Raw genomic sequence first — 15,667 nt, 5'->3', positions numbered from 1 at the left:
AATAAAAAGTGCGGTTAAAAACATACTGATTTTTAACCGCACTTTTTATTTTAATCCGTGTTATTAACCCACTACTGGAGGCAATACACCTAATTTAATTAGGAATGGGATACACACAATAATTGTCCCTAAAATTGAGGCAAAGAGTAGAACCCCTGAACCACCTGGCACACGATAAGGTAAGTTTGGATGTTGATGACGAGCTTTCCAAACCAATGCTGCCGGCAATACCACTGCATAGAAAGCAAACATTTGTCCTGCATAACCTAATGCAAGGATGAAGCCTTCTGGGTAGAAGAATGCAAAGAGCAATGGCGGAAGGAACGTTAAGAAACCTAAACTTAAACGGTTTGCAGAAAAATTGAATACACGTTTTAACAAGTCGTCAATACATTCTAATAAACCGAGTGCCACCCCTAAGAACGAGGTAATCAGTGCTAAGGCAGAGAAGATTTTCACGATAGCAGCAATAATGGTACTGCCTGTAATCACACGAACCGCTTCAATCAATCCATTTAATGTTGGATCTTGATTAAGGATTTCTAAGAAGCGAGTTTGGCTTAATACACCATGAGTTGAAAATTGCCATAAGACATAACCCACTAATGTGATTGCAGAGCCCACAATAATCGAAAATCTTAAGGCTTTTACATCACCTTCTAAGTATTTATTTAAGCAAGGGATCGAACCATGGAAACCAAAAGCGGTAAAGAAAACTGGGCTAGCTGAAATTAATAAGGCTTTATCAATTGGCATGGCCATTAAGTTATCGATTTTAATTTCTGGGATCATCAATCCAAGTACGATAAATAAAGCGGCAATCATCGCAATAAATAAAAAGCGATTTAGCGCATCCACAAAGCTTGTACCAATTGCCACGAAAACACCAAATAAGATTGTAAATGCAAGGATAGAACCTTTCATTTTCAAATCAGGAGCAGCAAAATCAGGTAAAGTTGAAGCAAGAATTGCACCACCACCGGTCACATAGGCGGAAAGCAATGCATAAAGGAAAATCATTAATACGCTGGTTGCGACAATTCGTCCTGGTCGGCCAAAATATTGTGCAGCAAGTGTACCAATGCCGACATCATGTTCAGCGGTTTGATAAACCTCAACAAATAATAATGCACTATAAGTGAGTAGGATCCATAAAAGAATAAGTAGAACGACTGTAAACGTAAAACCTATTCCAGCAGATGTGAGAGGCATAGCAAGCATCCCTGCGCCAATCATCGTCCCTGAGGTAATTAAGGTACTTCCCAATGTTTTATTCATGAGTTTTCTCCTTTCCGATTATCGTAGAAAGGCTAGTCACTTCCTTACTTGACAATACATCAAACTACAATGTCATTAGAATGTTTTCGCATTTTTCTCATTAACCAAATGTTTTAGATACAAAAAGCCCTTACCTCGTTGCCGAAGTAAGGGCTAGTAGGCCTATTTTTGTTCAAAGCGTGCAGTGAAGAAACGTAATTGTTTTGGTTCATACACGAAACGAAGCCCTTTAATATCCTCTTTATGTTTGAATAAGTGGATAATACCATCAGCAACTAAATCCATGTGTGCATAGGTGTAAACACGACGTGGGATAGTAATACGTACTGTCTCAAGTTTTGGATGGTGGTTTTCGCCAGTTTTGATATCACGACCAGCTGAAATAATACCACGTTCCATTGTACGTACACCGCACTCAACATAAATTGCTGCTGCTAATGCTTGCGCTGGGAAGTCTTCTTCTTGTTTCAAGTGTGGACAGAAACGACGAGCATCTAAGAACACTGCGTGACCACCAATTGGCTCAACAATCGGTACGCCCGCTGCTTTTAATTTTTCACCGAGGTAACGTACTTGTTTAACACGGTGTTCAATGTATTCTTCTTGAGTTGCTTCTTTCAAACCAATTGCCATCGCTTCCATATCGCGACCAGCCATACCACCGTAAGATGGCATACCTTCGAATACTACAACCAACTCTTTAGATTTCATGAACAATTCTTCATCATTCATACATAAGAAACCACCGATATTGGTTAAGCAGTCTTTTTTACCACTCATTGTACAGCCATCTGCGTAGCTGAACATTTCTTGAACGATAGATTTGATTGAGCGATCTTGATAACCTTCTTCTTGCTCTTTAATAAAGTATGCGTTTTCAATACAACGTGTTGCATCATAGAATACTTTAATGCCATGTTTCGCTGTTAATTCACGAACGGCTTTCATATTTGCGATAGAAACTGGTTGACCACCTGCTAAGTTTACAGTTACCGCTAAGCACACATAAGCAATATTTTCAGCACCTTTTTCATTAATTAAATTTTCTAATTTTTTAACATCAATATTACCTTTGAATGGGATATCTAATGTTGCATCATGCGCTTCATCACGAATGATATCGTAGAAAATACCGCCATTTGCTTCTTGGTGGAAACGTGTAGTGGTGAAATACATATTACCTGGTACGTATTGACCTGGTTTAATCGCGATACGAGAAAGAATGTTTTCTGCACCACGTCCTTGGTGAGTTGGCACAATATATTTGAAGCCAAATAAATCTTGAACAGTTTCTTGTAAATGATAGAAGTTGCGGCTACCTGCATAAGCTTCATCACCCATCATAATACCAGCCCATTGACGGTCACTCATCGCGTTAGTGCCGCTATCAGTTAAAAGGTCAATGTAAACATCTTCTGAATCAAGTAAGAAGGTATTGAAACCTGCTTCTTTCATTGCTTTTTCACGTTCTGCTTTTGGTAGGATTGAAACTGGTTCAACACTTTTAATACGGAACGGTTCTGCTGGATAGTATGCCATAATGAATCTCCTATTATGATTAGGTTTAAAGTCCAAATGATTATTAACCCGCTATTAAAAAACATCTATCATCGAGTTGCGTGCATAATACTGAATTTTTTTCTGCATTACTGTGATCAAAGTCACAAATCGATAAAATTTTATCAAATTTATGCAAAAATATTTTTATTTGATAATTTTATATCAAAATATCATAAACATACTAATTTTTAGAGCAAGTAAACAAGCGAGTTGGACTAACCAGCTTTCTCAATAGAACAAGTGGACATAGGAATGGTATTACAGGCGGGATTGCTATGAGAGGGGGATATTTCGGTAGAAGAAGCATCAAAAATACAAAAGTGCGGTCAATTTTTGAGAGGTTTTAAAACTCTTTTAAATTGACCGCAATTTATATTAAACACCTTAAATCTAGAATTTTTAAATAGTTTAAAATCTAGAGATAACTTAATATTAAAAACTTAAATGATTAGATATACTTCTAACCCCATATATTTCTATTCTAATATGTAGGTAATTGATATATCACTCTCTCAATAGTACCTTTAGGATATCTAATCTCACTGAAAGAATCTCCATTATCTACACTATAAAATAAGCGCTCAGTATCCCCTGAATATGCCATACATAAATAAAGTGTATTTATATTTTCATAACCACCCAACTCTGTTGTATCAATTAGAAAAACATTAGGTAATTCTCCATTATGCCATTTCATGGCATTAAATTCAGTTTCACCAAAATCTTCATTTGTACAACCGCCATGATAGTATTTATTAATAAATGAGTCTTTTAAATTAAAAAATACTGTACATAAGGTATAATTATCATAAGAATCATTATTTTCAGGATATAACCTGTCACCTATTCTTATTTTAATATTACCGTACACATAATCATCAATTGAAAAACTCTCACTCCAATAAATTCCAAAATCCTTTTTATTACCTTCAATTGACCTCATTACTTATCCCAAAATTATTAGAATCAATTAGTCAAATTAAACCGATAATGCTATCATAAAAATCAATTACATCTTTTGTTTTTACTATCCATTCAGATATCTTAAAACCATCTTCATTAAAGATCTCTCGCTTATTTACATATTCATTGATTTTAAATGTATCAAACTCTGGGAAATCATCTACAAATATTATCTTATTTTGAACATAAGAAAGTTCCCCATCATAATAAATAATCCATACAGAAATAAAATTTAAAGATTCTGGCTCATGCATAGATGTAATAAGCACTGAATGTTTCTTTTTTTCTATCCCATCAGCTATGGATGTAGCCCAGCTCTTTTTATATTCTTCAATACCCCAGTAGTCTATTGGAATATGCAATTCTTCTACATATTCACCCAAAGAGATCGAGGCCAAAACATGCATTCCATTTTCATTATTAATGGACACGCCTTTATCTTTAAAGAAAATACCAAACATTATTAATCCTTAACTTCAATTAGTGAAATGGATTTCACAAATCTAGTTTAATCACCTATTAAACCTCTCAACAATCATACCAAAAATTGCTCATTCTTAAACCAATTGAACAAGCCATTTGAACTAACTAATTTTCCTCATAGTCAAAGCAATCGTAAAAGGAATGCTTTTACACGCCGGATTGCATAAGTGCTTAGGCAAGCAATCCCGACAAAAATAAAGGAGTAGATTTATGAAATCTAAATTGATGAAAGGGTTAGTGATTGTTGCATTAGCAGGAAGCTTAACCGCTTGTGAAATGGACAGACAACAACGTCATACTGCAACAGGTGCAGCAATCGGTGGCGTAGCCGGTGGTTTATTAGGTGGTGATATTGCCACAACACTCGGCGGCGCAGCATTAGGTGGTGTAATTGGTAGTCAAGTGAACAAAGGCGGAGACTACGATGACAGAGAATATCGCCATCATAAAAAACATAAAAGACATCACCACCATAGAAAACACCGTGATTGGGATGACGACTGGGATGATTAAGCCAAAATACAGATAAAAATGACCGCACTTTTGAGATACAAATCAAAGTGCGGTCGTTTTTTAGGTTTTTTTAAGAATGAAGAAATTGATTCACGCGTTCAAGCACGGCTTTTCTCACGTTATCTTTTTCAAAAAGAATTTCATGTTTTGCTTGAGGTACAAGCATGGATTCTGCATGCGGAAAAAGTGCAGTCAATTTTTCAAGATTTTTGTTATCTACAATTTTTTCCTTTTCCGCTTGTAAAATAAGCACAGGTGTTTCCACTCTTGGAATGATTTTAGGAAGCGCTTTTATTGCATTTAAACACAAATGTACCCAACGGAAAGTCGGGCCGCCTAAGTGAATAGCAGCGCGTTTTCGATTAACTCGGTTCATCCATTTCATTCGCGTTTTAGAATGACTAAGTTCATTAAGGTTTAAATCTACCGGTTTGTAATGTCCTTTACCAAAAACATAGCGATGACCTTGGCCAAATGCCATCATCGTTGCAATGATAACTTCATCTCGTAACGGATGTTTCATGGGAACACCAAAGAAAGGCGAAGAAAGTACAGACTTTTTAATCTGATGATCGTAATTGGCCAGATAATAGGTGGAAATTAAAGCGCCGAGGGAATGTGCGAGAATATATTGCGCTTGATAAGCATAAAGTGCGGTCGTTTTTTCAATGATTTTTGCCATATCATCGGTATAAAAACGAAACTCATCTAAATGCCCTTTTTGAGGAATAATACGCTGTGAATAGCCTTGTCCTCGGTGATCGAAAAGCAAAACATCATAACCTTGTTGATAAAAATCATAAGCCAACTCAGTCCATTTCAGCATATTTTCTGCTCGACCATTCACCAAAATCATCAATTTTCTGACCGCACTTTCAGGCTGAACCAAATGACGATAAGCTAATTTGATATTTCGTTCACCAGAAAGATATTGCGTCGGAAATTGCTCAAAAAAAGGCAATAACTCTGCAAGAGCAAATTGATGAAAATGAGGTTCTCTGATCATAATTTTTTAACAAAAAATAGTGTAGGGATAGTAATAACAGATATGATGATATAAGGTATTTTTAATTCGATCCAAGCATAGTGAAATAAGCTTGAAAGCTCAAGTGTATTTCCTAAATCAGTACTATCAAAGGTGATAAAAACTGAACCCAATAGCCATAAAAGCCCAAGCCACAAACAACCGATAATAAAGTAAGATAATTTCTGAGAAAAAATAAAAGGAAATAATGCTAAAAACGCAACAGTTATCGTTGTAAATAATATATTAAACGTATATTCACAACGCGCTTCATACAAAAATTCACCCGTGTAATTTTGGCATGTTGTTACAAAGGTTTCAGGATAACCAAGGCGTGAGACAAACCAATATTGCAAAACAAATGTCATTAAAGAAATTGTAATAAAAACAAAGATAGATCGTAGCATATTATCTTTTTTAGTAATGAAAAGGGCGTAGTAAATACGCCCTTTGTAGTGAAAGTAAACTTATGCCACCAATTGTTTTAAGATACGGCGAACTGGCTCTGCAGCACCCCATAATAATTGGTCACCCACAGTGAATGCCGCCAAGTATTCCGGACCCATTGCCAATTTACGTAAACGACCAACTGGTACGCTTAATGTACCTGTTACTTTAGCTGGGGTTAATTCACGTAATGTGATTTCTTTGTCGTTTGGAATCACTTTCACCCATTCGTTGTGAGACGCTAAAATTTGTTCAATTTCTTCTAATGGTAAGTCTTTTTTCAGTTTGATGGTGAATGCTTGGCTGTGGCAACGTAATGCACCGATACGTACGCATAAACCATCCACAGGAATTGGATTGTCGCTTAAACCTAAGATTTTGTTGGTTTCTGCATAGCCTTTCCATTCTTCTTTAGTTTGTCCTGTTTCTGGGAGAAGTTTGTCAATCCAAGGGATTAAGCTACCACCTAATGCCGCACCAAAGTTATCCGTTGGGAAGCTATCAGAACGCATTTCTGCTGTCACTTTACGTTCAATATCTAAAATAGATGAAGCAGGGTCTTTTAATTCACTTGAAACCGCTTGTTCTAATAAACCCATTTGTGAAAGCAATTCACGCATATTTTTTGCGCCTGCACCTGAAGCCGCTTGGTAAGTTGCGACAGATACCCATTCCACTAAATCTTTCTCAAATAAACCACCGATAGCCATAAGCATTAAGCTCACGGTACAGTTACCACCCACGAAAGTTTTAATGCCTTTTTTCAAACCTTCAGAAATCACGTGTTGGTTTACAGGATCAAGCACGATAATTGCATCATCTTTCATACGTAGTGCAGAAGCTGCATCAACCCAATATCCGTCCCAACCTGTTGCTTTTAATTTTGGATAAACTTCATTGGTATAGTCGCCACCTTGACAGGTCACGATAATGTCTAATTTTTTAAGTTCTTCAATGTCGAATGCACTTTTAAGTTCACCCGCCTCTTTGCCTGCGAATACAGGGGCTTTTTGACCTGCTTGAGAAGTGGTGAAGAAAACTGGATTAATATTGGCAAAATCTTGCTCTTGCACCATACGATCCATTAATACGGAACCGACCATTCCGCGCCAACCGATAAAACCGACGTTTTTCATGAGTTTTTCCTTATTTTATGTTGTGTTGAACGGGTCTATTAATTACAGGCTTTACGCCACAAAATCAAGCTTTTTTAGAAAAAATGAGGCTTTGTTTAATTTTTCTCAATAAAAAATCCCCTTTCGGGGATTTATTGATTATTTATCTGCTTTTTTCGTGGTTTTCTTTACCGTTTTTTTCGGCTCAGATTTACCTTCAGATTTGACCGCACTTTTCTTTGTCGTGGTAGACTTTGTAGTCTTCTCTTTTGTCGTTGCGGATTTAGTCGCTTTTTTCTTTGGCTTTTCAGCTAAATTTGCTGCTTTCCATTCCTCAAATTTTTCAAGTAACACTTTACCCATTGGGCTTGGATCGCCTGTAAATAAGGTTTGTAAGCCGTTATTTTCAATGATATGACGGCGAAGTTCTAAACGTTCTTGATGGTTTTCTGCTAAACGAATTGCACGTTCAACATATTCATCTACCGTATTTGCAATTAACCATTCCGGTAAACCTAAACGTTTGAATAACCCTTCATCAATATGTTCGTGAACTTCTGCACCGGTTTTACATATGCCCACTAAACCTAATGTCACCATATCAATAATGCCATTCGTATTCCCGAATGGGAATGGGTTTACCATCATATCGCAGTTATGCAAAATACGAAGATATTGATCATAAGGCGCGTGTGGATGAGCTGTCGCATCATTGCCTAAATAAGATTTAATAAAACGCTCAACATAAGGATGGGTCACACCACTGGATTGACCTAAAGCAAAGTGGAAATGAACTTTAACATTCGCACGATCACGAATAGCCTTTAATGCCGCCAAGAAATATGGGTTAAGCTTCATTGTAGTTGAAGCAATACCAATATTCACCACTTCAGGATTTTCACGTAAGCGATATTCTACGTGTTGCGGTGCAAGCGCTGAAGGCACATAAGGAAGAGCATCTTTTGGTAAACGCAATAATTGCTCACTGAAGCATTTTTCAGAACCAACGTAGTCATCTTCTACAATTACATATTCAATAAAATCAGAATGTGTGGTCGCTGGATGGCCTAAAGCAATCACTTGAACCGGTGCAAGACGCGTGTTACTTGCAAAAATGGTGGTTAAATCCATCCCAATACTTGGCATATAAAGAACGGCTGCACCATTTTTTTCACAAATCTCTTTTAATTCATTCAATTTACTAAAAATATTATCGCCTTTTAATAAATGGAATTCATCAAACACCGCTTGGCCTGCTGCATCTACAGCTTCATTACCCACACCAATTAAATGAAAACGCTCACGTGCAGCAATCATTGAAGTGGAATGCGTACGGTAAATTGAATGAGATGAATGGAAATGCTCCAATAACACCACCATGACGGGTTTGCCATTACGCTCACCTAATTTAGTGACATCGCGATCTGTCCATCCACCTTGCAATAAATGACGACGGATGACTTGGTTTAATGCTTTTTTCACCCAATGTTTATTTTCAGCAATATCGTAGCTGCAATGCATATACACATCGTGTGAAATTGCACTCGGTACATTATTTAAGTTTTCAATTGTCGCTAATTTTTCAGGGAACCATTGTAAAAGCGTACCACGCTTAGAGAACGATTGATCAGTACCGATAAAACGTGGTGATTGCAATGCAAAACAAAGGGATGCACATAACTCTGGATCTAAATTCCATAAAGCATCAAGATTAACATTCACATTAGATTCAGGCAGATAGAAAATACAGAATTTAATTAATGATGATCTCGTATTATCTAAATGGAAATCGGATAAATTGGTTTTATCTGGATTGCGGTTATAAGCTTGTAAAACATGATCCGCATTCACAAATGGTGATGATGCAAAAATCATATTAATCCAACGTTGCAAGGTAAAGAAACGTTGTGCACCACCTTCAGAAATATCTAATTGAGGATCAGAAAATAGCTCGCTCATTGCTACCGCTACACGGGTACAAAAATGCTTAATTTTATCTTGTACTAATTCATCATTTAATTGACTAGGATAATCAATTTCAATGCCTTCAACGCCACCAAAATTAGTATCAATTTTGCTTAAAATATCGAGCAATTCTACGCAAGCTGCTTCATAATTTTTTGCCGCAACTTCTTGTTCAAAACGGATAACACTTGGTTGTTTTTGTGTTTCTGCCATTTTTTAATTCCTTTGGTAAAAAATAAATAAGATTAATAATTAACAGGTTCCCCACAGATCGTATTCATCTGAATGAGTAATGGTTACTTTAATAAATTCGCCCACTTTCACAGGCGTGCCACTTAGATTTTCAATATAAACTAAGCCATCAACTTCGGGTGCATCGGCTTTTGTACGGCCGATAATACCTTCGTCATCAATTTCATCCACAATGACATCAAGCGTTTGGCCAATTTTTTGTTTTAATCGTTCAGCCGAAATTTCTTGTTGTAACTGCATAAAGCGGTGGAAACGTTCTTCTTTTACATCTTCAGGCACTTGGTCAGCCATTTCAGTTGCAGGTGCGCCTTCTACTGGGCTAAATTTGAAACAGCCCACGCGATCAAGTTGTGCTTCTTTTAAGAAATCCAATAACATTTGAAAGTCTTCTTCTGTTTCACCCGGGAAACCTACGATAAAAGTTGAACGCAAAGTTAAATCTGGACAAATCTCACGCCATTGCTTAATACGCTCTAAAGTGCGGTCAATTTTTCCTGGTCTTTTCATTGCTTTTAAAATTTTCGGACTCGCATGTTGTAATGGAATATCCAAATAAGGCAATAATAAACCTTCCGCCATTAATGGAATTAAATCATCCACGTGAGGATAAGGATAAACGTAGTGTAAACGTACCCAAATGCCTAATTTTCCAAGCTGTTTACACAAGGTCATTAAGTCATTTTTAATTGGCATACCATTCCAGAAAGCCGTTTTCACGCCACCTTCTTTACGTTGTGTATCCATCGCATAAGCAGAGGTATCTTGTGAAACGACCAACAATTCTTTCACACCCGCATCAGCAAGACGTTTTGCTTCATCCAATACTTGCGTGATAGAGCGGCTTTCCAAATCCCCACGTAATGAAGGGATTATACAGAATGTACAACGGTGATCACAGCCTTCTGATATTTTCAAATAAGCATAGTGTTTAGGTGTTAATTTCACCCCTTGTTTTGGTACAAGACTGGTGTAAGGATTATGCTCTGGTTTTGGAACGTACTTGTGTACTTGTGCCATGACTGCTTCATAACTGTGCGGACCGCTCACTTCCAATACTTTTGGGTGAACTTGGCGAATTTGATCTTCCTTCGCCCCTAAACAGCCGGTCACAATCACGCGTCCGTTTTCTTCCAACGCCTCTCCAATAGCTTCTAGAGATTCCTGTACAGCACTATCAATAAAGCCACAAGTATTCACAATGACCAAGTCCACATTTTCATAACTTGGCACAATGTTATACCCGTCAGTACGTAATTCAGTCAGAATACGTTCGGAATCCACTAAATTTTTAGGACAACCTAAACTTACAAAGCCAATATTCGGCGTTGATTTTTGCATAAATTTATTCTCAGCTATCATCATCTTTCAAAACTTTAGATTTTACTCAATTTCAAGCCGAAAGGCGATAAATTAAAGGTAAATTGATTGTAAATTTGCCCATTAAAGTCCTTTTTTCAGGTAGAATAATGCCCGTTTTTTATTTACTCATATTCATTATTAACATGGAAAATTCTTTTCTTTTTTCGACCGCTCTTGAACAGACGGCTTATTTACTTATCCTAGGGAAAATGCTACTCGCACTTGTACTTGGCGGGATTATTGGCTTAGAACGTGAACTTAAACACAAACCGGTTGGGGTCAAAACCTGTGCCATTATTGCGGTGACGACTTGTGTACTGACGATTGTCTCCATTCAAGCTGCAGAACATTATGCGCAAGTTTCAGATAACATTCGAACTGACCCTATGCGACTTGCCGCACAAGTAATCAGTGGCATCGGTTTCTTAGGTGCAGGGGTAATTTTACACAAGAAAAATGATGCTATTTCAGGTTTAACCACTGCTGCCATTATTTGGGCAGCAGCGGCTATTGGTGTAGCAACAGGTGCTGGTTTTATTTTTGATGCGATTATTGCCACTTTAATGATTTTAATCGCCATCCGTATCAGCCCGATTGTGCAGCGTTATGTTCGTCGTAAAACCTATAAAAAACGTACTCGATTGGCTATTCAACTGAGTTCTGCGAACGGTATTAGTAAAGTCACAGATTTATTACTCAAACATGACTATCGCATTGAAAATATCTCGGTAAAAGACCAAGCAAGTGGCGAAGTTCGCTTACAAGTGCGATGCTACAACATTGATAATGAAATGCTAAAAGATGTTTATACACTGTTAAAAACAGAAGATGAAGTATTAAGTGTGGATGTAGAAAATTAAAATAACACATAACTTCTATCGTAAAACCTATACTTGCTAGATAAAAAGTTAAATATTTAAACTGGATAACATCATGAATTTACAAGATAATTTCGAGCAACATACGCCGATGATGCAGCAATATCTCAAGTTAAAAGCAGAAAACCCTGACATTTTGTTATTTTATCGAATGGGGGATTTTTATGAGCTTTTTTATGATGATGCAAAAAAAGCGGCAGCATTGTTAGATATTTCTTTAACTAAACGTGGACAATCAGCAGGTAATCCCATTCCCATGGCGGGCGTGCCTTATCATGCGGTAGAGGGCTATTTAGCAAAATTAGTGCAATTAGGTGAACCTGTGGCCATTTGTGAGCAAGTGGGTGATCCCGCCACATCAAAAGGACCGGTTGAGCGTAAAATTGTACGAATTGTGACGCCAGGTACGGTAAGTGATGAAGCACTTTTACCAGAACGCCAAGATAACTTAATTGTGGCGGTTTATCAGGAAAAAGAAAAATTTGGTCTAGCCACATTAGACATGACATCTGGACGCTTTCAGCTTTGTGAACCTCATTCAAAAGAAGCCTTGCAAGCTGAATTACAGCGTATTAATCCTGTAGAATTACTTTATTGTGAAGATTTTGCTGAAATGGCCATTATCGAACCTTATAAAGGCCTACGCCGTCGTCCAATTTGGGAATTTGAACTTAGAACCGCGATTTCAGAACTTAATCGTCAATTTGGTACGAAAGATTTATGTGCATTTGGTGTAGAAAAATCACCTCTTGGCTTGGCAGCAGCAGGCTGTTTATTGCAATATGCAAAAGAAACACAACGTGCTTCTCTTCCACATATTCAAAGCATTAGTGTTATTCAAAATAACGATAATATTCAATTAGATGCTGCAACACGCCGAAATTTAGAACTCACTCAAAATCTTGCGGGTGGCACAGAAAACACGCTGGCTTCGGTATTAGATAAATGTGTTACGCCAATGGGTAGCCGTTTATTAAAACGTTGGATTCATCAACCTATCCGTCAAACAGACATTCTATTAAAACGCCAAAAAACCATTGGTGAAATTATTGAGCAAGATTTGTATCACGAATTGCAGCCTTATTTGCAACAAGTGGGCGATATGGAACGTATTCTTGCGCGTGTAGCACTGCGTTCTGCACGTCCTCGTGATCTCACGCGTTTACGCACCGCATTAGAACAAATTGAACCGATAAAATCACTGATTCACACAAAAACATTGTCAAATTTAACCGCACTTTCTGCACAAATTGATGATTTTTCCGCGCAAATCGAGCTACTTCAAAAAGCAATTATTGAAACTCCTCCGTTATTAATTCGCGATGGTGGAGTCATTGCTGAAGGCTATAATGCCGAATTAGATGAATGGCGAACCCTTTCCGCTGGCGCAACACAATATTTAGAAAATTTAGAACAACGCGAACGAGAAAGTACAGGTATTGATACCTTAAAAATTGGCTTTAATGCGGTGCATGGTTATTACATTCAAATTAGCCAAGGACAAGCCCATAAAGCACCGATTCATTATGTTCGTCGCCAAACCTTAAAAAATGCCGAACGCTACATTATTCCTGAATTAAAAGAATATGAAGATAAGGTTTTAAAATCAAAAGGGGCTGCGCTTGCTTTAGAAAAGCAACTTTATGATGAATTATTTGATTTATTGTTGCCACATTTAGGTCAATTACAATTAGCCAGCTTGGCATTGTCTGAATTGGATGTGTTAGTTAACCTCGCAGAACGAGCAGAAACCTTAAATTATGTTGCACCACAATTTAGTGATGAAATTGGCGTAAAAATTGAAAATGGTCGCCACCCTGTGGTGGAACAAGTCTTAAAAGATCCCTTTATTGCCAATCCTGTGAATCTCAATCAGCAACGTCATTTACTGATTATTACCGGTCCAAATATGGGTGGTAAAAGTACCTATATGCGTCAAACAGCTTTAATTACGTTAATGGCCTATATAGGCAGTTTTGTGCCAGCTGATAGCGCGGTTATCGGGCAAATTGATCGTATTTTTACTCGAATTGGTGCCTCTGATGATTTAGCATCTGGCCGTTCTACATTTATGGTAGAAATGACAGAAATGGCGAATATTCTTCATCAAGCCACTTCACAAAGTTTAGTTCTTATTGATGAAATCGGACGCGGGACGTCTACTTATGATGGACTTTCTTTAGCTTGGGCTTGTGCTGAATGGTTGGCGAAGAAAACCCGTTCACTTACGTTATTTGCGACCCATTATTTTGAACTCACCGCGCTGCCAGAACAAATTGAAGGCATTACCAATATTCATTTAGATGCGTTAGAACATAACAATACCATCGCCTTTATGCACGCGGTTCAAGACGGTGCAGCAAGTAAAAGTTATGGTCTTGCTGTTGCAGCGCTGGCTGGTGTGCCTCAATCCGTGATTAAACTGGCGAAGCAAAAATTACATCAGTTAGAAAAATTGTCGGCACAAAATGGTGATCAACAAATTCAACATTTAAGAGCGTTAAATCAACATCAAGGTGAATTGGCTTTTGAAGCGGAACCGGATGCTTTACGTGAAGCCATTGAGCAGCTTGATCCAGATGAGTTAAGTCCAAAACAAGCCTTAGCTTATCTGTATCAATTGAAGAAAATGCTGTAAGAAATAAAAAGAGCGGTCAAAAAATTTATTAGATTTTGACCGCTCTTTTATTTTCACTAATTTCTTAAAATCTCATAGATTTCAGAATCTTTTCTATCAAGATAATGGATGGATTGGATTTTACGAATGGTGCGTGATTTACCACGAATTAATAAGGTTTCTGTCGTTGCCAAGTTGCCACGGCGAGAAATCCCTTTTAGTAATTCACCGTGCGTAATTCCCGTTGCAGCAAAAACAAGATTATCATCACGCACTAAATCTTCTAATTTTAAGATTTCATTGACCTTCACACCTAAGGCTTCACAACGTTGAACTTCTTCAGCGGCAATTTTACGATTTTCTTCTGTATCTCCTTTCACTTCATTACGTGGAATAAGGCGAGCTTGCATGTCTCCACCTAATGCTCGAATTGCAGCGGCAGCTGCCACACCTTCAGGTGCACCACCAATGCCATAAACCATATCCACTTCAGCATCAGGTAAGCAACATAAAACCGAAGCCGCAACATCACCATCTGGAATAGCCATCACACGAATACCTAGATTATGCATTTGCTTAATCACTTCATCATGGCGCGGTTTAGCGAGCACCATCACGGTTAAATCTGATAAGGATTTACCTAAACGAGAAGCCACACGGCGAAGGTTTTGTTCAATCGGTAAACTTAAATCAATCATGCCTTTTACTTCAGGACCAACAACCAATTTTTCCATATACATATCAGGCGCTTTTAAAAAGGTACGTTTACCACCAGCAGCCAACACTGAAATGGCATTTGATTGGCCCATTGCGGTCATTCTTGTGCCATCAATCGGATCAACCGCAATAGAAACGAGTTCACCATTACCTGAGCCCACTTTTTCGCCAATATAAAGCATTGGTGCTTCGTCAATTTCCCCTTCACCAATCACAATTTCACCGTCCATATGGATTAAATTCAGCATATAACGCATGGCTTTGACTGCCGCCTCATCTGCCGCATTTTTATTACCACGACCAAGCCAAGTATAAGCTGCTAATGCAGCTGCTTCGGTTACTCTTGAAAATTCAATAGCTAATGCACGATTCATTTTTCTCTCCCAATGCAAAAAGTCTCGTTATTTTATCATTAAGCAAACGTTTGCATAATAATTTTTGACAAGAGGCTTTTAAAAATAGGATTAAGTGGGTAGAATAAAGCCGTTTCGGACTT

At 37.7% G+C, this 15,667-nt stretch carries 13 protein-coding genes; 3 read left to right on the top strand and 10 right to left on the bottom strand.

The features are described from left to right. Window positions 1-63 precede the first annotated feature (63 nt). From PARA_RS03020 to PARA_RS03005, 4 genes are all read right to left on the bottom strand, one after another. Window positions 64-1,278: an aromatic amino acid transporter gene (locus PARA_RS03020; RefSeq protein WP_014064490.1), complete on the bottom strand. Its 1,215-nt coding sequence runs from the start codon at window positions 1,276-1,278 to the stop codon at window positions 64-66. 162 nt (window positions 1,279-1,440) lie between these two features. Beyond that, window positions 1,441-2,817, bottom strand: coding sequence for a tyrosine phenol-lyase (locus tag PARA_RS03015; RefSeq protein WP_014064489.1), 1,377 nt, complete (start codon window positions 2,815-2,817; stop codon window positions 1,441-1,443). A 502-nt stretch (window positions 2,818-3,319) separates the two neighbouring features. Continuing rightward, window positions 3,320-3,781 (bottom strand): hypothetical protein, encoded by a 462-nt coding sequence (locus tag PARA_RS03010; protein WP_014064487.1) that lies wholly within the window; start codon window positions 3,779-3,781, stop codon window positions 3,320-3,322. 31 nt (window positions 3,782-3,812) lie between these two features. Beyond that, the gene (locus PARA_RS03005) at window positions 3,813-4,262 is read right to left on the bottom strand and encodes a hypothetical protein (RefSeq protein ID WP_014064486.1); all 450 of its coding nucleotides are present in this window, start codon (window positions 4,260-4,262) and stop codon (window positions 3,813-3,815) included. A gap of 232 nt (window positions 4,263-4,494) precedes the next feature. On the opposite strand from PARA_RS03005, the gene PARA_RS03000 reads away from it, so the two are divergent. Beyond that, a complete protein-coding gene (locus PARA_RS03000; RefSeq protein ID WP_014064485.1) occupies window positions 4,495-4,797 on the top strand; it encodes a hypothetical protein in 303 nt (100 codons plus the stop codon). 70 nt (window positions 4,798-4,867) lie between these two features. Here the strand turns inward: PARA_RS03000 and PARA_RS02995 are convergent, their stop codons facing one another. From PARA_RS02995 to rimO, 5 genes are all read right to left on the bottom strand, one after another. Further along, window positions 4,868-5,803, bottom strand: a complete 936-nt coding sequence (locus PARA_RS02995; RefSeq protein ID WP_014064484.1) for an alpha/beta fold hydrolase — start codon at window positions 5,801-5,803, stop codon at window positions 4,868-4,870. Continuing rightward, window positions 5,800-6,228 carry a hypothetical protein gene (locus PARA_RS02990; RefSeq protein WP_231844654.1) on the bottom strand — a complete coding sequence of 143 codons (429 nt, stop codon included), beginning with the start codon at window positions 6,226-6,228 and terminating at the stop codon, window positions 5,800-5,802. Before PARA_RS02990 ends, PARA_RS02995 begins: the two co-directional genes overlap by 4 nt. A gap of 60 nt (window positions 6,229-6,288) precedes the next feature. Then, complete coding sequence (gene asd / locus PARA_RS02985) at window positions 6,289-7,404, bottom strand: aspartate-semialdehyde dehydrogenase (RefSeq protein WP_014064482.1); 1,116 nt, start codon at window positions 7,402-7,404, stop codon at window positions 6,289-6,291. Window positions 7,405-7,542: 138 nt separating this feature from the next. Continuing rightward, a complete protein-coding gene (locus PARA_RS02980; protein WP_014064481.1) occupies window positions 7,543-9,561 on the bottom strand; it encodes an adhesin in 2,019 nt (672 codons plus the stop codon). Between the two features lie 39 nt (window positions 9,562-9,600). Then, complete coding sequence (gene rimO, locus PARA_RS02975; RefSeq protein WP_041918213.1) at window positions 9,601-10,938, bottom strand: 30S ribosomal protein S12 methylthiotransferase RimO; 1,338 nt, start codon at window positions 10,936-10,938, stop codon at window positions 9,601-9,603. 164 nt (window positions 10,939-11,102) lie between these two features. On the opposite strand from rimO, the gene PARA_RS02970 reads away from it, so the two are divergent. After that, window positions 11,103-11,819: an MgtC/SapB family protein gene (locus tag PARA_RS02970; protein WP_014064479.1), complete on the top strand. Its 717-nt coding sequence runs from the start codon at window positions 11,103-11,105 to the stop codon at window positions 11,817-11,819. Window positions 11,820-11,892: 73 nt separating this feature from the next. After that, window positions 11,893-14,475, top strand: coding sequence for a DNA mismatch repair protein MutS (gene mutS / locus PARA_RS02965; protein ID WP_014064478.1), 2,583 nt, complete (start codon window positions 11,893-11,895; stop codon window positions 14,473-14,475). Between the two features lie 56 nt (window positions 14,476-14,531). Here the strand turns inward: mutS and glpX are convergent, their stop codons facing one another. Further along, complete coding sequence (gene glpX, locus PARA_RS02960; protein WP_014064477.1) at window positions 14,532-15,545, bottom strand: class II fructose-bisphosphatase; 1,014 nt, start codon at window positions 15,543-15,545, stop codon at window positions 14,532-14,534. Between the last annotated feature and the right edge of the window lie 122 nt (window positions 15,546-15,667).

The sequence above is a fragment of the Haemophilus parainfluenzae T3T1 genome, from assembly GCF_000210895.1.
Classification (GTDB): Bacteria; Pseudomonadota; Gammaproteobacteria; order Enterobacterales; family Pasteurellaceae; genus Haemophilus_D; species Haemophilus_D parainfluenzae_A.
Note: the sequence above shows the minus strand (reverse complement) of the source record. Positions and strands in the feature narration are given on the sequence as shown.